Here is a 20,106-nt window from a genome sequence, read left to right as displayed (position 1 = left end):
CAATTTTATTGCAATTTTTACAGCAATTACCATTTTAGTCGCCAAACCTTGCTTCGTCAAGCTTCTATGTGGTTCTTTTGTAAATTTTGCTGGGTTTTCTCATCTTTATAACTTATTCAAGCGCATTGGAACATACATTTTAGTGAAAATCACAACTTCTACAATTAAAGCACCCAGAATGATCAAGCTATTTTGCAAACTGCCTAAACGAAGGCAGACAATCCCACCAAAAATAATGGCCGCAACAGATAATGCGCCGCTAATTAACCGGCGAATCGCTGCTTGTTTTTTTTCTATTGAAATTGGATATAACTGTGTCATCACCATATAATCAAATTGCGTGTACATGGGAATCAACTGGAACCCGATTAAATAGACAAACAATAAAGCAACTACCAACGCAATCCAGAATTCTTGTAAAAAGAAGAGTAGCACGCCACCAACCAAAATCAAACGAAACAATAAGCCACTATATTCGCTACCTCGTAAAAAGCTCCGAATGAATAAGTAAGCATACGTGTTCTCAGATGTTTTTTTGACTACTCCGAGGAGAGGATCTAAGTATTTACGGCGTTTCACTGTACTACTCACTTCAGGAATATCTGTAAACAGCTGAATGAATTTATAAATTCTATGCATTCTGTTTTGTTCTTTTTGGATCATTTTTTCCCAATCCAAGAAACTCTTTTTCATCTTATTTTGCCAAATACTCGATAAACAAACGGCCAGAATGATGCCACCAATCACACCAACCCAAGGCGTCCAGTAAATAGCTCCCGTCATAATCAAGAGACTACTGATCAACCAAACAAACCACCAACTACGGTAAGTGGTTGACGAAAGATGATAGAGCCCATAGCTTTGTAAACTAAGATGTGTATAAATCATACAAACTAGCATGACCAAAAATAAAAAGAAGGTTTGAAACGACCAACCTGTTGTGACTACAATCAACGGCATCAATAGACCACTTCCTAGAAAGCTGACCACAATCGGTAAAAGTAAAGAGTAGCGCAGCGCTCGTTTCAGATAAGCAGCGAATTGTTTTTCTTTTGGTAATAAAAAAACCTTGTCGGGCTCTTCTGTCAAAGTAGCCAACTTACCAACTTGAATGAGTAGCAGCCAGCCCAACAGAATTAACGGTCTGCCCCAAACAAAATCACGAGGTAATTCTTTTAACAACTGGGAATAGTACAGACCTAATCCGCCTAATAAAAACATACAGACTAAAACAAAATGATCATTTAAAATATAGCGCAAGTACTTGGACATTTTTTTGAAATGCCGTGACAAACGTTGACTAAAAAATTCGCCCATGTTACCCCACCTTTTCTTCCTTCGTCAAGGCAAGATAAATATCATCTAAAGAAGACTCTGGTAAATTAAATTCTGCACGTAATTCAGCCATTGTACCGTTTGCCCGTAATTTCCCTTCGTGTAGCACCACAAAGCGATCACAATATTTTTCAGCTGTTGCTAAAATATGCGTGGACATTAAAATCGCTGCCCCTTGCTTACGCATCGTATCCATTAATTCTAATAAAGCATGAATTGCTAAAGGATCTAAGCCTAGAAAAGGTTCATCAATAATATATAAACTCGGTTCAATTAAGAATGCACAAAGTACCATGACTTTTTGTTTCATGCCTTTTGAAAAATTAGCAGGAAACCATTCCAATTTATTGTCTAAACGGAACGTTTTTAGTAATGGTTCTGCTCGTTTGAACGCTTCTTCTAATGGAATATCATAAGCCAAGGCCGTTACTTCGATATGCTCTTTCAATGTTAATTCTTCATATAAAGAAGGTGTTTCCGGAATATACCCGATTTTTTTACGATATTCTTCAGGGGCTTGTTGCAATGTTTCCCCGTCAATCATAATTTTGCCTTTTTGCGGCGTAAGTAACCCAATAATATTTTTGATGGTGGTACTTTTCCCCGCACCATTCAAGCCAATTAAACCAACCATTTCACCAGACTTGACGTCAAAATTAATATCTTTTAAGACAGGAATATGGCCGTAACCTCCTGTTAAATGTTCAATTGTTAAGCTCATTTCTTTTGCCTCCAACCTTTTCTCTACCATTATTAAACCCTAAGCGAACCAAGAATTCAAAAATTACTCCCTTAATTAAATGGATTTTTTTCTTTCTCTTATTATACACGAAATGAAACGAACTTTTTAGCGAACTCACGTACTTTTTCATCCACAGAGAAATCAACTTGTGGTAAAGTAAAGGAAAGAACCTAGAGAAAAGAGGAATTTTTCATGAATGATTGTATTTTTTGTAAAATTATCAACGGCGAAATCCCAAGTTATAAAGTCTATGAAGACGAGAAAGTCTACGCGTTTTTAGACATTACACAAGTGACCAAAGGGCATACCTTAATGATTCCAAAACAACACGTTGCTGATATTTTTGAATATAATGACGTTTTAGCAAGCGACGTCTTTGCTCGTATTCCTAAAGTAGCACGAGCATTAGAAAAAGCTTTTCCAGAAATGGAAGGATTAAACATTTTAAATAACAATAAGGAAGTGGCTTATCAATCCGTTTTCCATTCCCACGTTCATTTGATTCCCCGTTATTCAAAAGAAGATGATTTCTCTATTCATTTTGGCAACCATCAAGAGGACTATTCCGCCGAAGCGATGCAAGAAATTGCTGAGACCATTGCAAAGCAGGTGAACTAAATGAAAAAATTTATTAAAGGTCTCTTTTTTGGTGCAGCTGCTGGTACCATTGGCGGCTTGTTGGCTGCTCCAAGAAGCGGGAAAGAAACACGCCAACATTTAATCAATGAGCTAGAGGACTATCGTTCACTGAAAAATCAAGTCACGAATGACTGGGATCAGGTGCAACGAAATTTGGCAGTTGTCGAAGAAAACGTTCCACTGGCAACTGAATTTTCAAAAGACCTGCAACAAGAAATCACTGATTTCAAATTCCAAGCGGAACCTCGGATTGCTCAAATTAAAGAACAAATTGCTAAAATCACGGCTGAATTACCTGACACACAAACCAACAAGCAAAAGTAAAGTCTTTTATGTTAATTATTTCTTTTGTTATTAAAAAAATAAAAAGTGTGACGTAAATACGAATTTTGTTTGAAACTATGTCTGAGACTCTTTCTTTTTCAAAATAAGGTATGGTATAGTTATAACAGAAATAAAACTAAAAAAAACAGGAGTGCATAAGAGAATGAAGAAAAAACTAATCTTAGCTGCAGCGGGCGCAATGGCCGTTTTTAGTTTAGCAGCGTGTTCAAGCGGTTCAAAAGATATCGCAACAATGAAAGGTTCAACAATTACTGTTGATGATTTTTATAACCAAATTAAAGAACAAAGCACTAGCCAACAAGCGTTTAGCCAAATGGTTATTTATAAAGTCTTTGAAGAAAAATATGGCGACAAAGTAACTGACAAAGATATTCAAAAAAACTTTGACGAAGCCAAAGAACAAGTAGAAGCACAAGGTGGAAAGTTCTCTGATGCATTAAAACAAGCTGGTTTAACTGAAAAAACATTCAAGAAACAGTTAAAACAAAGAGCAGCCTATGATGCAGGTCTAAAAGCCCACTTAAAAATTACAGATGAAGACTTAAAAACAGCTTGGGCAAGTTTCCATCCAGAAGTAGAAGCACAAATTATCCAAGTTGCTTCAGAAGATGATGCCAAAGCTGTCAAGAAAGAAATCACTGACGGCGGCGATTTCACAAAAATTGCTAAAGAAAAATCAACAGATGCTGCTACGAAAAAAGATGGCGGTAAAATTAAATTTGATTCACAAGCAACAACTGTTCCTGCCGAAGTTAAAGAAGCTGCCTTCAAATTAAAAGATGGCGAAGTGTCAGAACCAATTGCTGCAACAAATATGCAAACCTACCAAACAACCTACTATGTAGTGAAAATGACGAAAAACAAAGCAAAAGGCAATGACATGAAACCTTATGAAAAAGAGATCAAGAAAATTGCTGAAGAAACAAAATTAGCCGATCAAACATTTGTTTCGAAAGTCATTAGTGACGAATTAAAAGCGGCCAATGTGAAAATTAAAGATGATGCCTTCAAGAACGCTTTAGCAGGCTACATGCAAACTGAATCTTCAAGCGCTTCTTCAGAGAAAAAAGAATCAAAATCAAGTGATTCTAAAACAAGCGATACCAAAACAAGCGACTCTGAAAAAGCAACAGATTCTTCAAGCAAAACAACAGAATCTTCTTCTAAATAAGCATAAAAAAGAGAGTGGTCGATTGACCACTCCCTTTTTTATTTATCTTTTGGAACATAGAAACTGCGGTTATCTAAACCAAAGATTCGTTCCGTATACTCCCCAGGCTGTGTTTGACGAATTGCCCCTAGCATCATTTGAATGGACGCATCCATGGTATCAATTTGATGTAAGATTTCCGCTTCCATAATTCTTGGTCGCACAGGTGAGCCATATTCCAACAATCCATGGTGGGCTAAGACCATGTGCCGAAGAACGACAACGTCTTCTTCTCGATCATCAATTTTCAAAGCCAAACACGCCTTGGTAATTTCCTCATCCACCAAAACTAAATGACCAATTAAGTTCCCTGCCACCGTATATTCTGTCGTAATAGCGCCAGATAACTCTAAAACTTTTCCTAAGTCATGTAAAATAATCCCCGCGTATAATAGTGACGTGTTAATTTCAGGATATTCCTTAGCAATTGCTTTGCCTAGGCGCAACATTGAGACAGTGTGGTAAGCTAAGCCATTCGCAAAAGCATGATGGTTCCGTTTGGCTGCAGGAAATTCATAAAATTCTTGTTGGTATTTCGTCATGAGATAGCGCACAATACGATTCCAATGAGCATTGGTAATCTCAAAAATCACTTGATTGATTTCCTCGACCATCTCTTCTTTTTTCAAAGGCGCTCGTTCCATATATAAACTTGGCTGGCTTGGTTCCTCTGCTGTCGCTAAACGCATGTGTAAAATTTTTACTTGGGGTTTATTTTGATAAACTTCTCGTTTCCCATTCAGTAAAACAACGTTCCCCGCAGTAAATCGTGTAATTTCATCCTCAGAGGCGTCCCAATATTTTCCGTCAATCGTGCCAGATGTGTCTTGAAAGGTAAAGGCAATAAACTTTTTCCCATTTTTAGCTACACGTACATCGGCATTTTTAATTAGAACAAATGATTCAAAAAGTTCTTCTACTGTTAATTCACGTAATTTTTTCACTTGACGCTTCCTCCTTCTAACGCAATTACTCTTTGTTGTAAGTCCTGATAATAGCTTACCATTTCTTGGTCAGAAGAAAAACAAATGACTTGCTGTTTTTGACCAAATTTAGTAAATAATTCAGCTAATTGGGCTTTTCTTTGATGATCATAGTGTAACCAGCCATCATCAATGATAATTGGACAAATCAGTTGCTCGCCTTGGACTGCTAAAAAGGCAAAACGAACAGCCATCATCAATTGATCTTTAGTGCCAGTTGATAATTCATGTAAATAAAACATTTCTTGTTCTTTCGTCACCGCAACTAGTTGACCTTCGGCTACTTGGATTGATTGATAACGCTGATTTGTTAAAAGTGCAAAGTAGCTTGATGCATACTGTAATAAGCTGGGCAATTGTTGTTCCGAAAGCTCTGTTAATAGGTCCATTAGCAGTTGTCCCGCTAGTTGATACCCAGACCAACGTTGAGCTAGTTCTTTGATTTCCGCTTTTAAAATTGCTTGTCGTTGATACAACTCATCTAAGGTACCATCCGTCATTAATTGTTGTTTTTCATAAATCAGCGCTTGATACTGTTCTTGTATTTTATTTAACTGACTTTCTTCCAGTGCTTGTTGCTGCGCCAGTTGTAAAGAACGGTCTTTTAACGCTGCTTCTGTTACCGCTTCTGGAAACAGATTGCCTAATTGTGTCGCTAATTCTTGCCCACGACCAACTTGAGCTTGCTGAGTGGTCAGCTGTTGAATCCTACTTGGAACATCAGCGATTGATAGAATCCGATAACGAATTAGTAAAGGCTGAATTCGTGTTAATGCTTCTTGCTGTTTAGTTTTCAACTCTCGTAACTGCTGTTTGAGATAGCCATCTGCTTGATACTCCTGAGCAAAGCGAACCTTCTCCATTTCTTCAGCAAATCCTTCTAAAAAGTGTAACTTTTCGGAAAGGCTCTTTCCTTGCAAGGGTAAATGCGTCATCAATGGGAAGATTTGTTCTTCAAATACTTGGCGTTTTTGTTGATTTTCCTTCAATTGACTCATGAGTTCTTCATTTGTTTGAACAAGCAATAAATAGCGCGTAATCAATTCCCGCTGATTCATTAAAGTATCAATTTGTTGCATTTTTCCTAATTGATGGACTTGGGCTTGCTCCGCTACTGCTTGTTCAAGTTGTTCCACTTGCAGTTGTGCCTCACGTTCTTGATTCAGCGCCTGTTGGAACTGTTCATTTAAATAATCTAGTTGCGAAAGTTTTGTCTGCCACTCTTCTTTCACTTCATCAGAGGAAACTTCTTTTCTAGTGGCGTAGCTAAGCACTTCTTTCGCGATAAAACTAACTCCCACGAGAACTAGGCCCCATTTTAAAGGGCTTGGCAAAAAGAAACCGAGTAATGCAAGGATACTTCCTAGCAATAACCAAAGTGGTTGACTTGTTTTCTGCGCTTTTTGGGCACGCGTCGCTTCACCAAAAAATGCGGCATGCGCTTTTTCAAAATCCGTTAACTGGTCTTCCAGATTTTCAATTTGAGAAGTCAAGAATGCTTTCTGTTCTTGTCCTTTTTGAAGAGCTTGCGTATACGCAACTTGTTGTTGGCGCCACTTTTGAACGGTTTCGTTGTCATAAAAAAGCTGTGGTGGTCGTTCAGGCGACCATGACCATTCGTTCTCTAAAAGGACCATTTCTTGACGATTTTGCTCAAAGGTTTGGGTCATCCATTCCGATTCCGTCATCAATTGTTGCATATCATAGCGTTGATTCAACAATTGTTGAATCAATGCTTCTTGTTCTAGGTAAAAAGCATAGCCTTCTGGAACATCGAGCGCTTCTGACTGAAGAGATAACTCTTTGGTCAAACGTTGTCGTTCTTTGTCTAGGTACATATATTCTTGAAAGGTTTCTTCTAATTGAACTTGGTCTTCTTTTACTAAAACAACGTTCTCTGTTTCTTCAGGTAGTGACTGCCATTCTTCGTACAAGGGAAAGTGACGTTGCTGTTCCGCAACCTGTAACAAGTCCTGTTGCGTTTCTTTTAATTGCTGTTGCAGTGTCACTTGCTGTTGTTCTGTTTCGCGAATCGTTTCTTCTAATTGTTGAAAAGTTTGTTGCTGCGCTTCTTTCTCTTGAATTTGCTCTTTTAGTTCTTGATAAGCCGCCAACTTCTGATTGAGTAATGGCTGCTGTCCTTTACCTTTAAAGATTTTTTGTGCTTCTTTAAAGTACGTATTTCGGTAAGTCAAAAGTTGTTGACTACCAGAAACACCAATGGCTAACAAGGATGTTTGCAGTTCCTCTTCTGTCAACTTGTCACTCGTAATTAATTGTTCTTGTTGGAAAGTAAAAACCTCTTGAAATAACTTTTTCGTTAGCGGATGTAACATTTGCTGTAAGGTTTTTTCATCCCCCATTTGTTGTTGATAATAAATGATTGCTTGCCCTTTATTTTTTTCTTTAAAACGCTCGACTTGAACTTCCCCAAACACAGGATGTGCCAACCACAAACGACCACCATACGAGCCACCATTTTTAGGTGCGTAATCGCGTTTTCTTTTGCCCTTTGTGGGAAAACCAAACAGCATTGCTTGAATGAATTGATACAATGTGGACTTGCCAACTTCATTTGCGCCGTACAGCAATTGATTACCAGATTCAAATGTAATTTTCTGTTGTTGCCATTTTCCAAAGCCCACAATCTCTACTGCAAGTAATTTCATAGTGGGTCCTCCTGAATAGTAAAGTCTTCATTAATTTGCTCATGTGCTAGGCGCAAGCTCTCTAATCGCCACTGCTCATCCATTGAAAAAATTCCAGCAAATTCTGGATAACGTAACAATTCCTTGGTGGTATCTTCAAAAATAACTGGATCTAAGTATGTTTTTTCTAATGCCGTTAATAAGTTGGGACTAGCGGATAAATAGATCGGTTCTTTCGTTGGTTCCTCTGCTTGCAATATTAGGCGATAAACAAAAAAATCACCTTGCGTTTTTTGTAAAAGCTGCTGCTGTAAGTAGCTTAATAGTTCACCATTGACAATGGCTTGCACCACGGTCACATCCAAATGTTGCGTTTCTTTCAGTGTCAACGCCATCAATTGCTGTTGCTGATGCGCATGCCACTTCGTCAGCAAACTGGTTTCAAGATAAGACAAAACGCTTTGGGTGTCACGACATTGCGCAAGAGATACTTCTTCATTCGTCCAATCTATTTCTGCGACTTTTTCAAATTGAACAGTCGCTTGATTTTGGGAAAGTGTGACCACTGCAACCCCTTGTAAAGACTGTTCTTTTTTCGTGTGTCCTTGAGGTGTTCCAGGATAAACAATTAGCGGTTGTTCACTAACAATTTGCGGCTGATGAATGTGGCCCAATGCCCAATAATTATAGCCAGTGGCTTTTAAATCCTTCCATGTAAACGGAGCATAATTTTGTTGCGCTTTCCGACTGGTGTCTCCATGATAAATCCCAATATGAATATCAGATTCTGCTTGTTTGATAGGAAATTCTAGTGCTTTATTTTCATCAATCCAGGGATGCTCATAACTAAACCCTGAAACAGCCACTTGTTCGCCCGCTTTCGTTTCAAAATACAGTGTCTCAACCATTTCTTTTTCAAATAAAAAAACATTGTCTGGAAAAGAAAACCAATAGCGGTCTTTTTTATAGTAATCATGATTCCCAAATGTTAGAATCACAGGGATTTCTGCTTGTTTCAACTGTTCTAATGCAGCCATCAATTGGGCTTGCATTGAAATAGAGGTCTGACTTTGATGAAACGTATCTCCTGCAAAAATAACCAAGTCCACCGCTTCTCGAATGGCAACTGTTACGATATTCATTAACAATTGTTGATTAGCTTCTCTTAAGCGCTTCGCTAAGGCTGTCGGGATCCCAGTTAACCCTTCAAAAGACCGATCCATGTGTAAATCAGCTGTATGCAATAGTTTCATCGTTTCCCCTCCTTTTCTCCTCCCTTTATCATATCATTTTCTGCCAGCTTGGTCAGTAAAAACATACGAAAATTTGTTCGTTTTTTTATTTTCAGTAAAAGAAAAACTCTGACAAATTGTCTTATAGACAACTTGTCAGAGTTCAATTACGTAAATTAATCGTTATACATATCACGCACAGGAGTCATGATAATTCGGTTTAAATCATTGACAACTAAGCTAAACGCTTGTTCTTTTTGCATTAATTCGTTGATAACTGCTGTTTCTTGCACTTTCGTTGCAATGCTTTGTGCTTTTTCAGCATCTTCATCCGTGAATTCTTCGCCGCGCATTTGTTTTTCTTGAAGTCCTTGTTGGAATCCTTGGAATTCTTTAAACAATGTGTAAGCTGCTTCGTCTGCTTTTACTTCTTCATACGCTGCTTGTAATGCTTTAAATTCGTCTAACTCACGTAGTTCACGTTCAATCTGATTGGCTGTATCATAAATGTTACTCAATGGAATCCCTCTTTTCTCAATAGTTTCATCTTTATTGTACCATTTCTCTTAGGTTTTCCCAACTAATTTCCTAATAAGCCTCCGAAAATTCCTTCAATCTTGTCTTTGACTTTTTTCGCGCCGTCTTTAATTTGTCCCCCAACTTCATTCAATGTATCTCCGAAATTGCTAGCGCCGTCTTGAACAGAATTTCCAAAGTCTTTCAAGTTATCCCGCCAATTAGAATTGGCACCACCAGTTAAACTATCGTTGCTATCAACAACTTTCCCACCTGTGGCATAAGCATCCGCGACAGGAAATTGTGCTTGTTTGACTTGTGGCAAGATGCCACTGGCTTGACTGTTGAACACCTGTGAGGCATACGTAGCGCTACTGCCTTCCAAATAATGGGTTTTACTGGTTTCTTGGAAGCCTAACCAAGTAGCAATGACAACTTCTGGTGTATAACCAATCACCCACTGATCGTTCGTTTTACTACTATCGAAGTTGGTTTCTGTCGTACCTGTTTTACCAGCCATTACGTAGCCTGCTGGTTGTGCGTTGACCCCGCTCCCAGAACTAAAGACCCCTAGTAACATACTTGTAATCCCGTCTGCAACATCTTTGGTAATGACTTGTTCTTTCTTGACTTTAGTATTATCAACTACAATTGCGCCAGTTGAGTCGACGATTTTTGTAATTAAATGCGTTTCAGTTTTATAGCCTTCATTGGCAAAGGCACTATAAGCTCCCGCCATAGTTAGTGGCGAAACACCCGTTTGTAATCCCCCAAGTGCTAAACCATAATATCGATCTTTTTCTGATAACGGAATGCCAAATTTCTCTGTTTTTTCATAGCCTTTATCTAAACCAATTTGATGTAATAACCACACCGCTGGTAAATTTAAGCTTTCTCCTAAGGCTTGATACATAGGAACTTCTCCACTGTACGTGCGGCTATAGTTTTGCGCTGGATAATAATCTTGTGGTTTATCTTCTAAAACAGAGTCTGGTTTATAGCCAGCCTCTAAAGCTGGTGTATAGACAGAAATTGGTTTTAAGGACGAGCCTGGTGAACGTTTTGTTTGCGTTGCAAAGTTAAAGCCTCGATAAACGTGTTCCCCTCGACCGCCCACCAGTGCTTGCACGCCGCCGGTTTTCGGATCAATGGCTACAGAGCCACTTTGAACCATGGCACCATCTTCTGCATTGGGTGGAAATAGTGCATCATTTTTATAAGTTGCATCCATCGCATCTTGATATTTTTGATTTAAAGACGTGTAAATCTTGTAGCCTTTATTTAAAATATCTTCTTCTTTAAATTTATAACGATTGACCGCTTCATCAATTACCGCATCAAAATAATATGGATATTTGTAACTATTTTCGTCGCCAACATAGGTGTCATTTAATAGACTCGCTAAGTTAACACTCGCTTCTTGATTGGCTTCTTCTTGAGATAGTTTTTTATTGTCGACCATTAGTTGTAAAACGGTATTCCGTCGCGCTGTGGCATTGTCAATGTAATCAATTGGGTTATAAATTCCTGGCCCTTTTAACATGCCCGCTAGCGTTGCGGCTTCCCCCACTGTAACTTGGGACGCATCCACGCCAAAGTATTTACGAGCTGCATCTTGCACGCCCCAGACACCATTACCAAAATAAGAATTATTTAAATACATTGCCAAGATATCTTTTTTCGAATATTTCTTTTCGATTTCAATCGCTAAGAATAATTCTCTGGCTTTCCTATCTAACGTTTGCTCTTGCGTTAAGTAAGCATTTTTGGCTAATTGCTGCGTAATTGTACTTCCGCCACCACCGCCACCGATTTTCCCAAAGGTCAATTTTCCAACAACCGCACGGGCAATCCCTTTGATGGAATACCCTTTATGTTGATAAAACCCGCGATCTTCAGTTGAAATAACCGCATCTTGAATATAAGGAGAAATATTATCCAGTTCCACAAAAGTCCCTTTTTGCCCGAATAATTTTCCGACTTCCTCTCCTGATTCATCATAAACACGTGTTGATTCACTTAGCCCCGATTTTAGGGTCTCAACGTTTGCGGACTTGGCTAAGTAAAATAAATAAATACTGGCACCTAAAGCGACTACCAAACCAATTAACAAGAAAATTTTATTGATTTGATACTTTTTCCAAATCCGCTTTCTGGCTTGATGGAATTGTATTAAATAAGGCTTTATCCACGTCCAAAAATGACGTAATCCGACACCGACTTTACTAAAAAATTGTTTAAGATTGTCCATAGTACTCCCTCTGTTTACGTTTCTTGGCTAAGTCTACCATATTCTTGCAGGTACGACCTAGGTCTAAAGCATGAAAAATTCTTGAAAAACAATTTCAATGGTCTTTTCGCTGTAGCAAAGGAAATATGGCCTTCACTAGAGGTAAATAATTGCTTACGCTTAGAAACGAGTCTTTATTTAGCCTCTATTCTATCATGCTTTTCTTCGTTTTTTATGTAAATTTGTTTAAGAATCTCTCAAGGAACTGCCTTTCTAACAAATTTCAGCTTTTTTTCCGTTCTGACTTGATCTTTTGAGTAGCTTTGTTACACTAAATAGCGAATCAGTGAAAGGTGGGATTTGGTGGAATATTCAATGAGATTACCTGAAAATTTTTCAACAATGACTGTAAAAGAACTATTAGAAAATGAGTGGCTAGTCCCTCGAAAAGTGCGCCATTTTTTACGCACGCGAAAAAATGTCAAAATCAACGGAGAAACAGCTGCTTTTCATTTTCCAGTCCAAGCTGGCGATTGTGTCACCTTAACGTTTGAAGAAACCGATTATGTACGTCCCACTATTCATTTGGGGGAAGCAACGCATGTGAAGGTTTTATATGAAGACGAACATTTAATGATTGTAAATAAACCTTATGGCATTAAAACCCATCCAAATCAGCCACAGGAAACAGACACCTTGTTAAATCATGTTGCTGCCTATTTAGCTGAGAAAAATCAGGTCCCTTATGTCGTTCATCGATTAGATAAAGAAACCAGTGGTGCGATTGTCTTTGCTAAAAATCCTTTTGTCTTACCTATTTTAGGGCGCTTATTAGAAACAAAACAAATTTACCGCCAATATCAAGCGATTGTGGCTGGTCACTTTAACCAAAAAGAGCAGACAATCAATCAGCCGATCGGCCGTGATCGACATGATCGCCGGAAACGACGGATTGATCCTCAAAAAGGGGATTCAGCGATTACACATGTCCAAGTGGTCCAAACTCTTTCTAACAATCAAACCGCAGTTACCTGTGTTTTAGAAACAGGTCGGACGCACCAAATTCGGGTCCATTTAGCTAGCGAAGGGCATCCAATTATTGGTGATCCGTTATACAACCCAAAATCGCAGGCAGCTCGTTTAATGCTCCATGCTTCACAACTTCATTTACTCCATCCGTTTACAAAAAAACAAATCGTTGTGACTGCAGCACCTGGCCTATGGTAAAAAACAGAAGAAATCGGACGGCAACCGCCGATTTCTTCTGTTTTTTATTTCACTGTGCATTCACTGTCGAAAACAGCATATCTGCATTTGCTCAGTTTCTTGGTGTTAAACAATTTCTGAGCTAGCTCTCAGACTTAATCATTTGTAGCCACTCTTTTTGTAAAATTCCGTAATTGTAGATACCCAGCCATTGGCCATCTTGAAATAACGCTTCTCTATCAATTCCTTCTTTTTTGAAGCCTACTTTTTCATAAACATGAATCGCTTTTTGATTGTTACTATTGACAGCTAATCTGATTTTGTGCAAGCCCAATTCATAAAAAGCAAATTTACAAATTAAAGACACCGCCTCAAAGCCATATCCTTGACCACGTTGCTCTTTTTGTAAAATAGCAATCCCTAAATTGGCCCCTCTATTTTTCAACTGTACATCAGACAACGAAACCCAACCAATAAATTCCTCTGTCGTATTTTCTAAAATAGCAAATAGAAATCGATCATCTTCTCCTTTATTAATTGTGAAATCTTTCCATTCTTCAAGCCCCCACGGATGTAAAGCATCCCAGCTCAAATGCCGAAGCAATTCATTATCCCATTGCTGTTTTGCAATATGTTCGATATATTCTTCTCTAAAATGAGAAAAGCCAATGTGTTTTCCTTTTAAGACATTTTCCATAAGAACACCTTTAATTTCCTAAATTATTTTCTATTTGCTGACTATCTATTTCCTCGTATTTTTGTAAAAAAGTGGCAATTTTTTCGATGACACACGCATTTTTATCGCTTTGGTCATTCTCTACCTGAAGAACAAGCAACGGTTCATGCAGACTTAAGCGTAGCAAAAACCACCCACTGCCATATTGACCAGACACGTTTCCCCGAACACCTTCTTGGTTTTCACGGTCCACAGCAAAGTCTGCTTGATTTTCTACAAACAATTCAAAGTCTCGCAAGACTTGTTGCCCATAACAAGTCACATCCTCCGCAGTAATTTTGAAGCGAAATTCGTTGGTTTCTGCCGGTTGCTTCAATGTAGCAATCAGATCACCTAACGTTTGATTGTTTTGTTTCAATTCTGGTAACAACATTAAAATTTTTGCCACGACATATGCACCATCATCCAGATTGTAGTTTTCTTGAAACGCTGCATGACCACTGGTTTCAATGGCTAACGGCGTCTGAAAGCCCCCATGATTCAATTCAATCATTTTATTAATGACATTTCGGTAACCAGAAATATAACGAATCTGTTGGCCGCCTTTTTCTTCAATAAATGTTTTTAAATGACTTGAGGTTGGCGAATTTGTCACAATATAACTACCAGGCGCTTCTTTTAAAACAATTGCCGCTAAAACAGCAATTAAATTATTTCGGTTTAGTACCTCACCTGATTGGTCCACTACGGCCGAACGATCTACATCTGTATCAAAAATAATGCCCAAATCTGCCTGATTAGCTAAAACAGCTGTTTGAATACTTTTCATTGCTTCAGAATTATCTGGATTAGGTACATGATTAGGAAAATGCCCATCTGGTTCTAAAAACTGTGATCCCGTCGTATCAGCGCCCAAAACTTGAAGAACCTGCTCCGCAAAGAAGCCCCCAGCCCCATTACCCGCATCAACGATAATTCTAAAGCCCTGTAAAGGTTTCTCTTCTGGCGAATGAATTCCTTGGCGAATTTTTGCCACCAAATGCTCCGCATAAATTGGCAGTAACTCTTGCTTCATCAGTGTGCCATTTTCATTGGCTGTCAGCGGATCAGTATGAGATAAAATATACCGAATATCTTCTTTCTCTGCTCCACCTTCTGCTGTGAAGAACTTCAAGCCATTAAAGTAGTAAGGCAAATGGCTAGCTGTGATCATAATCGCTGCATCACATTGAAGCGTTGGAAATTGAGTAGCCATAAACATAGCAGGCGTCGTAGCTAAACCAACGTCAATCACCTGAATACCTAATGAAAGAAACGTATCTACTAATGCTTGCTTAATCGGCTCCGCCGTTAGACGACTATCATGTCCGATTGCAATTGTCAGGCGCTGTTGTGCCTTTCGTGGCAGCTGTTTTTTATCCTGTAACCAACGAACCACGCCCACCGCAATCTCGGCTACTGCTGTTGCGGTTAATGTTGCAGTTTGCTCTTCCGTATCCAAAGCAATTCCCCGAATATCCGAACCATTTTGTAGCGCTTTCAATTCTACCAAGAAAAAAACTCCCTTCTATTGATGCTTTCAATTTTAAAAAATCATATTTTCGATGCGTTCGATAAAGTGTTCCGCATCCTCTTCTGAACGTGTAATCACAATAATTGTATCCGCACCAGCCACTGTACCAGCCACTTCTGGATAAGCTACTTCATCTAAAAAGTTACTCACCACATCGGCATTTCCCATCTCTGTATGCAAGATGACAATAAATTGTACTCGCTCCATTCGAACAACTGAATCTTTTACTGATTCTCGTAATTTCTCTTCACTGCTTGTGCCTTGTGCTTGAGAAAAAATTGCATATTTGACACGACCATCTGCACCATGTGTTTTAACAATACTCATTTCACGGATATCTCTTGAAACAGTCGCTTGAGTGGCTCGGACGCCAAGTTCTTCCAAACGAGTGATTAATTCATCTTGTGTTTCAATTTCTTGTTGCATAATTAATTGTTTAATCAAACGTTGACGTTCTGCTTTTTTCATATAGACCACTCCTCTCCATTCATTTCTTTTATTATATCCAAAAATGAGTAAAAATACAGGTACTTTTCACATTAAACTCTTTATTTATCTGAAAAAGACTGGATAAATGTTTATATACCAGTCTTTTTCAGTAAAAAATACTTATTTAAGAAGATTCTTTTCTTTTAAATAGTCTTTCGCCACTATGCTAGGATCTTGCCCTTCCACATTGACTTGATAATTCATTTCACTCATTTCTTCTTCGCTAATTTTTCCTGCCAATTTATTCAATATTTCTGCTAATTCTGGATATTTTTCCAACGTTGCTGTTTTAATAAGTGGTGCTCCTTGATAAGGCGGAAATAGCGCTTGATCATCTTCTAACGTTACTAAATCGTATTGTCTCAATTCACTATCCGTTGAATAGGCATCAATCACATTTACCTCACCATTATTAATCGCTTGATAGCGTAACGCCGGTTCCATCGATTGGACATTCAGATTTAAATGATATTTTTCTTGTAATCCCTTATAACCATCTTGCCGATCAATAAATTCTAACGTAAAACCTGCTTTCAACTGATTGCTAATTTTCTGTAAATCACTAATCGTTTTTAATTGATGCGCTTTTGCAAATGAGCGCTTAACTGCGACGGCATACGTATTTTCATAGCGCATCGGTTTCAACAAAGTAAGGTTTTCTTGTTTTTTCAAGCCAGCGCGTGCCGCTTCATAGACTACTTGAGGTTGATTGTCTAGCTGAGGAGGATTTTTTAAAAAGGTTTCGATCACTGTTCCTGTAAATTCCGGATAAAGATCGATTTCATCTGATTTCAAGGCATTATATAAAAAAGTAGTCTTGCCAAAGTTTGGCTTTAACGTCACCTGAATGTCGCTATTTTCTTCAATTAAGGCTTTATACATATTAATAATAATATCTGGTTCCGCTCCTAATTTGCCAGCAATTGTCAGCTGCTTTTCCTTTGAAGAAGTTTGTTGATTCCAGAAAAATGAACCACCTAACAAAAGGCCTAAAATAGTACCGCCAATGATTAGTCGCCGCCCATTCGCTTTTTCCAACCAATGAATTCCATAATTAAATAAGACTGCTAGTGCAGCCGATGAAAGGGCTCCAATAAAAATCAACGATAAATTATTTCGATCAATTCCTAATAAAATGAAGGTCCCTAAACCACCTGCTCCAATTAACGCCGCCAACGTGGCCGTACCAATAATTAAAACGGTAGCCGTTCGAATCCCAGAAATAATAAATGGTAACGCCATTTGCAACTCAAACTTAAACAGTTTTTCTTTTTTACTCATCCCAAATGCTTCTGCAGCTTCTTCTAACGAAGGATCAATTTCCGTCAAACCAGTATAGGTGTTTTGTAAAATTGGGAATAAGGCATAAATCACTAGCGCAACAATTGCCGGTGGTCGACCAATACCAATTAACGGAATCAGTAAGCCTAGCAAGGCTAAAGAAGGGATGGTTTGGAAAATCCCAGTCACTTGTAACAGACTTTCCGCTAACTTACGATGACTTGTTAAATAAATGGCTAAAGGAATTGCAATCAACGCAGCGAATAATAACGAGATAAAGGACAATTGCATATGCTCGATTAACGCTTGCAGATATTCTTCTTTTCGAGCGAAAAAAGTTTCAATCAGTGCTTGCATCTACTGTCCCTCGCTTTCCAACAGCTGTTCCATAAAACGAGTAATCGTTTTTGAGGTGATACACCCTAAAACTTGTTGTTTTTCTACTAAATTTGCTTTCTCTTGTGCATTAATGAGTTGGACAATCTCTTTTAAATTGGTTTCCATGAAAACAGTTGGCACTGGCTCAATCGTCTCATCTGCGGCTTCTAAAAATGCAGTCAAGTCAGCGCCACAATAGTTCGCTAGTTCTGGCGAAGATTGTTTGAAAAATTGACCGACAAAATTATTTTTCGGATGTTTTTGAATGGCTTCTGGCGTATCGACTTGAATAATTTTGCCAGCGTCCATAATACAGATGCGCTCTCCTAACAGTAAAGCTTCATTCATATCATGGGTCACAAAAACAATGGTACTCGCTAATTCCTGATGAAGTTCTTTCACCAAACGTTGAAGATGATGTCTTGAAATCGGATCTAGCGCGCTAAAAGGTTCATCCATTAAAATCACTTCTGGTTCAGCTGCAATGGCGCGTAAAATTCCAATACGTTGTTGCTCGCCTCCTGAAAGCGCTGCTGGCTTACGATGCAGATATTCCTCAGGATTCAGCTGAACTTTTTTCAATAGTTCAATGGTTCGCTCTCTGCGTTGCTCTTTGGGCCATTTTTTCATTTCAGGAATCAACTCAATATTTTCCGCCACGGTTAAGTTAGGAAATAAGGCAATTTGCTGAAGAACATAGCCAATTTTTAGTCGTAATTCACGTAAAGGATAATTGGTTACCGCTTGTTCATTGAGAGCCACTTCACCTGTCGTTGGCTCAATGAGCCGATTAATCATTTTCAAAGTCGTCGTTTTTCCACTACCACTCGGCCCTACTAATACAAAAAATTCGCCTTGTTGGATTGTTAAATTCACATCGGACAAAACAGCATTTTCTTGATATACTTTTGAAACATTTTGAAATTTTATCATTTATTTTCACCGCATCTTTCACTTCTTAATAAACAAAATCTTTGGAGGATCGTCACTCTTTCAGTATAATTTAAGACTAACATCCTGCCTAATTTTTTGTTTTAAGCGCAAGTATGTGGGGCTCATTTAACGGCTGCCGGTTCGTATCTACAATTATCTACTCAATGAATGGAAAAATTGTCCTCTTCTGCCTTAAACAAAAGTGAACTGTTTTCTACTAAAAGGAGTGATCGTTATGGAAAACGACAAGCGAATTTATAAATGGGACAACGTGAAACTTTTTTTAATTTTCTTAGTGATTTTTGGGCATATTTTAGATCGTGAAGCTTCTCCTTCACGACTCATGGAAACGATCAACTTTTGGATCTATTCATTCCATATGCCAGCCTTTATTTTTGTCTCTGGACTCTTTAGTAAACATGCAATTAAACAACGAAAATATCTACGCTTACTTTCCTTTGTTTGGCTTTATCTCTTAGCGAAGTTGTTGATTACGCTTGCTAATTTCGCCTTTGCAAATAAAATGAATTTTGATTTACTGAACGAAACAGGCGTTCCTTGGTACTTACTTTCCTTAGCAAGTTTCTACTTAATTACCATCTTTCTTCAGCGCGTTCAGCCGAAAATCATGTTGCCAATCATCATTGTTATCGGCTGCGCCTCAGGCTATTTACCTGTGGAAGGTTTCTTGTCTTTAGGACGGACTCTGGGCTTCTTCCCTTTCTTTTATTGTGGCTACTTAATGGATATTCAAAAGCTACAAACCTTTTTAGATCATCGCAAAGTCAAATGGGCAGCGATAGGCGTAATTTTAAGCTCCTTTTTATTTGTAAATAGTCAATGGTCATTGGCAACGAAATTTTGGGGCTTCTTAACTGGTTGGGCTTCCTACGCTGAAATTAGTCCGGCCTTTGAATACAGTAGTTTCATTCAGCTGTTCTTTTACGTTGCTGCAGCATTGGTGTCTCTTTCTTGGTTTGCATTATTGCCGAAACGAAAGTTACCTTTAAGCGCCCTCGGAAAAGATACCCTCTACCCTTATCTCTTGCATATGCCCTTAATTATTCTGTTGGAAAGTGGTTTGCAATTAGACACACTCTTTAAAGAATGGTTTACTTTCCGAATCCTGGCACTTTTCTTCTTAGCCCTCTTCATTTTAGCTATTACGAATATGCCTGTGGTGAAACGGGGAGCGGATTATCTTTTTAATCCACAATCAATAATGATTCCCAAGAAAATATACAAATAAAGAGCATAGGAAATTAATCCGCTTTCTATGTTTCATGAATCTCATTAAGCATCTTTAACCACATTGAAAGTTCTATCTTTCAATGTGGTTAACTTGACTTTAATTGGGGCCTCAGTTTTACTTTTTTGTATCATCAAATAGTACAACAAAAGCATGAAATATTAATAAAACAGGGAGTGTCATTTTCAATAAATTGGGGATTAATTCTTGATTTATAGATAATCGTATTCTCTATTCGTAAAGTAATAAATAACGTGACTCTAAAATTAAATAATTTCGTAATCGCATCACTTGCTTTAGCAAAGCTTCAATTTATTACTTATATTTTTTATATAATAACCATATTTATACATATTAACGATATTTTTACATCAATCAAATCGTATCTGCGAAAACTAAACAACATGACTCTAAAACATATGTAAATCATAATGAGCATTT

General features: G+C 38.1%; 17 protein-coding genes. 5 read left to right on the top strand and 12 right to left on the bottom strand.

Annotated features, from left to right (window positions below; all coding sequences use genetic code 11):
• Positions 1-105: 105 nt before the first annotated feature.
• Positions 106-1,317 carry an ABC transporter permease gene (locus IGL56_RS02310; protein ID WP_002370786.1) on the bottom strand — a complete coding sequence of 404 codons (1,212 nt, stop codon included), beginning with the start codon at positions 1,315-1,317 and terminating at the stop codon, positions 106-108.
• Position 1,318: 1 nt separating this feature from the next.
• Positions 1,319-2,056: an ABC transporter ATP-binding protein gene (locus IGL56_RS02305; RefSeq protein ID WP_002363160.1), complete on the bottom strand. Its 738-nt coding sequence runs from the start codon at positions 2,054-2,056 to the stop codon at positions 1,319-1,321.
• Between the two features lie 213 nt (positions 2,057-2,269).
• Here IGL56_RS02305 and IGL56_RS02300 point away from each other — a divergent pair, with 213 nt between their 5' ends.
• The 3 genes from IGL56_RS02300 (at position 2,270) to IGL56_RS02290 (ending at position 4,232) form a co-directional block, all read left to right on the top strand.
• A complete protein-coding gene (locus IGL56_RS02300) occupies positions 2,270-2,695 on the top strand; it encodes an HIT family protein (RefSeq protein ID WP_002355527.1) in 426 nt (141 codons plus the stop codon).
• Positions 2,696-3,040 (top strand): YtxH domain-containing protein, encoded by a 345-nt coding sequence (locus IGL56_RS02295; RefSeq protein ID WP_002355526.1) that lies wholly within the window; start codon positions 2,696-2,698, stop codon positions 3,038-3,040.
• 163 nt (positions 3,041-3,203) lie between these two features.
• A complete protein-coding gene (locus IGL56_RS02290) occupies positions 3,204-4,232 on the top strand; it encodes a peptidylprolyl isomerase (RefSeq protein WP_002355524.1) in 1,029 nt (342 codons plus the stop codon).
• A 38-nt stretch (positions 4,233-4,270) separates the two neighbouring features.
• Here IGL56_RS02290 and IGL56_RS02285 read toward each other — a convergent pair whose 3' ends face one another.
• From IGL56_RS02285 to IGL56_RS02265, 5 genes are all read right to left on the bottom strand, one after another.
• Positions 4,271-5,215 (bottom strand): 3'-5' exoribonuclease YhaM family protein, encoded by a 945-nt coding sequence (locus tag IGL56_RS02285; RefSeq protein ID WP_002355522.1) that lies wholly within the window; start codon positions 5,213-5,215, stop codon positions 4,271-4,273.
• A complete protein-coding gene (locus IGL56_RS02280; protein ID WP_002364820.1) occupies positions 5,212-7,923 on the bottom strand; it encodes an ATP-binding protein in 2,712 nt (903 codons plus the stop codon). Before IGL56_RS02280 ends, IGL56_RS02285 begins: the two co-directional genes overlap by 4 nt.
• Positions 7,920-9,155, bottom strand: coding sequence for a DNA repair exonuclease (locus IGL56_RS02275; RefSeq protein WP_002364822.1), 1,236 nt, complete (start codon positions 9,153-9,155; stop codon positions 7,920-7,922). The genes IGL56_RS02280 and IGL56_RS02275 overlap by 4 nt, the downstream gene beginning before the upstream one ends.
• A gap of 155 nt (positions 9,156-9,310) precedes the next feature.
• Complete coding sequence (locus IGL56_RS02270) at positions 9,311-9,652, bottom strand: YlbF family regulator (RefSeq protein WP_002355518.1); 342 nt, start codon at positions 9,650-9,652, stop codon at positions 9,311-9,313.
• A 62-nt stretch (positions 9,653-9,714) separates the two neighbouring features.
• Entirely contained in the window at positions 9,715-11,901 is a 2,187-nt protein-coding gene (locus IGL56_RS02265) for a PBP1A family penicillin-binding protein (RefSeq protein ID WP_002355517.1), read from the bottom strand.
• 342 nt (positions 11,902-12,243) lie between these two features.
• Between IGL56_RS02265 and IGL56_RS02260 the strand changes: the two genes are divergently transcribed.
• Positions 12,244-13,107: an RluA family pseudouridine synthase gene (locus IGL56_RS02260; protein ID WP_002381243.1), complete on the top strand. Its 864-nt coding sequence runs from the start codon at positions 12,244-12,246 to the stop codon at positions 13,105-13,107.
• Between the two features lie 121 nt (positions 13,108-13,228).
• Here the strand turns inward: IGL56_RS02260 and IGL56_RS02255 are convergent, their stop codons facing one another.
• The 5 genes from IGL56_RS02255 to IGL56_RS02235 all read right to left on the bottom strand — a co-directional run bounded on the left by IGL56_RS02255 (position 13,229) and on the right by IGL56_RS02235 (position 18,416).
• The gene (locus IGL56_RS02255) at positions 13,229-13,783 is read right to left on the bottom strand and encodes a GNAT family N-acetyltransferase (RefSeq protein ID WP_429861295.1); all 555 of its coding nucleotides are present in this window, start codon (positions 13,781-13,783) and stop codon (positions 13,229-13,231) included.
• Between the two features lie 10 nt (positions 13,784-13,793).
• Positions 13,794-15,314, bottom strand: coding sequence for a phosphoglucomutase (locus tag IGL56_RS02250; RefSeq protein ID WP_002386142.1), 1,521 nt, complete (start codon positions 15,312-15,314; stop codon positions 13,794-13,796).
• A 33-nt stretch (positions 15,315-15,347) separates the two neighbouring features.
• A complete protein-coding gene (gene argR, locus IGL56_RS02245; protein ID WP_002355509.1) occupies positions 15,348-15,803 on the bottom strand; it encodes an arginine repressor in 456 nt (151 codons plus the stop codon).
• A 141-nt stretch (positions 15,804-15,944) separates the two neighbouring features.
• Complete coding sequence (locus IGL56_RS02240) at positions 15,945-17,462, bottom strand: ABC transporter permease/substrate-binding protein (protein ID WP_002355507.1); 1,518 nt, start codon at positions 17,460-17,462, stop codon at positions 15,945-15,947.
• Entirely contained in the window at positions 17,463-18,416 is a 954-nt protein-coding gene (locus IGL56_RS02235; protein ID WP_002367993.1) for an ABC transporter ATP-binding protein, read from the bottom strand.
• A 235-nt stretch (positions 18,417-18,651) separates the two neighbouring features.
• On the opposite strand from IGL56_RS02235, the gene IGL56_RS02230 reads away from it, so the two are divergent.
• Positions 18,652-19,665 (top strand): acyltransferase family protein, encoded by a 1,014-nt coding sequence (locus IGL56_RS02230; RefSeq protein ID WP_002381241.1) that lies wholly within the window; start codon positions 18,652-18,654, stop codon positions 19,663-19,665.
• The last annotated feature ends 441 nt before the right edge of the window (positions 19,666-20,106 follow it).

Source organism: Enterococcus sp. DIV1316a (assembly GCF_050536915.1).
GTDB classification, from domain to species: Bacteria; Bacillota; Bacilli; order Lactobacillales; family Enterococcaceae; genus Enterococcus; species Enterococcus faecalis.
Note: the sequence above shows the minus strand (reverse complement) of the source record. Positions and strands in the feature narration are given on the sequence as shown.

Bases quoted from the DNA above. Each gene is read 5' to 3' on its own strand.
- IGL56_RS02310 (WP_002370786.1), bottom strand. From the start codon at position 1,317: ATGGGCGAATTTTTTAGTCAACGTTTGTCACGGCATTTCAAAAAAATG.
- IGL56_RS02305 (WP_002363160.1), bottom strand. From the start codon at position 2,056: ATGAGCTTAACAATTGAACATTTAACAGGAGGTTACGGCCATATTCCT.
- IGL56_RS02300 (WP_002355527.1), top strand. From the start codon at position 2,270: ATGAATGATTGTATTTTTTGTAAAATTATCAACGGCGAAATCCCAAGT.
- IGL56_RS02295 (WP_002355526.1), top strand. From the start codon at position 2,696: ATGAAAAAATTTATTAAAGGTCTCTTTTTTGGTGCAGCTGCTGGTACC.
- IGL56_RS02290 (WP_002355524.1), top strand. From the start codon at position 3,204: ATGAAGAAAAAACTAATCTTAGCTGCAGCGGGCGCAATGGCCGTTTTT.
- IGL56_RS02280 (WP_002364820.1), bottom strand. From the start codon at position 7,923: ATGAAATTACTTGCAGTAGAGATTGTGGGCTTTGGAAAATGGCAACAA.
- IGL56_RS02275 (WP_002364822.1), bottom strand. From the start codon at position 9,155: ATGAAACTATTGCATACAGCTGATTTACACATGGATCGGTCTTTTGAA.
- IGL56_RS02265 (WP_002355517.1), bottom strand. From the start codon at position 11,901: ATGGACAATCTTAAACAATTTTTTAGTAAAGTCGGTGTCGGATTACGT.
- IGL56_RS02255 (WP_429861295.1), bottom strand. From the start codon at position 13,783: ATGGAAAATGTCTTAAAAGGAAAACACATTGGCTTTTCTCATTTTAGA.
- argR (WP_002355509.1), bottom strand. From the start codon at position 15,803: ATGAAAAAAGCAGAACGTCAACGTTTGATTAAACAATTAATTATGCAA.
- IGL56_RS02240 (WP_002355507.1), bottom strand. From the start codon at position 17,462: ATGCAAGCACTGATTGAAACTTTTTTCGCTCGAAAAGAAGAATATCTG.
- IGL56_RS02235 (WP_002367993.1), bottom strand. From the start codon at position 18,416: ATGATAAAATTTCAAAATGTTTCAAAAGTATATCAAGAAAATGCTGTT.
- IGL56_RS02230 (WP_002381241.1), top strand. From the start codon at position 18,652: ATGGAAAACGACAAGCGAATTTATAAATGGGACAACGTGAAACTTTTT.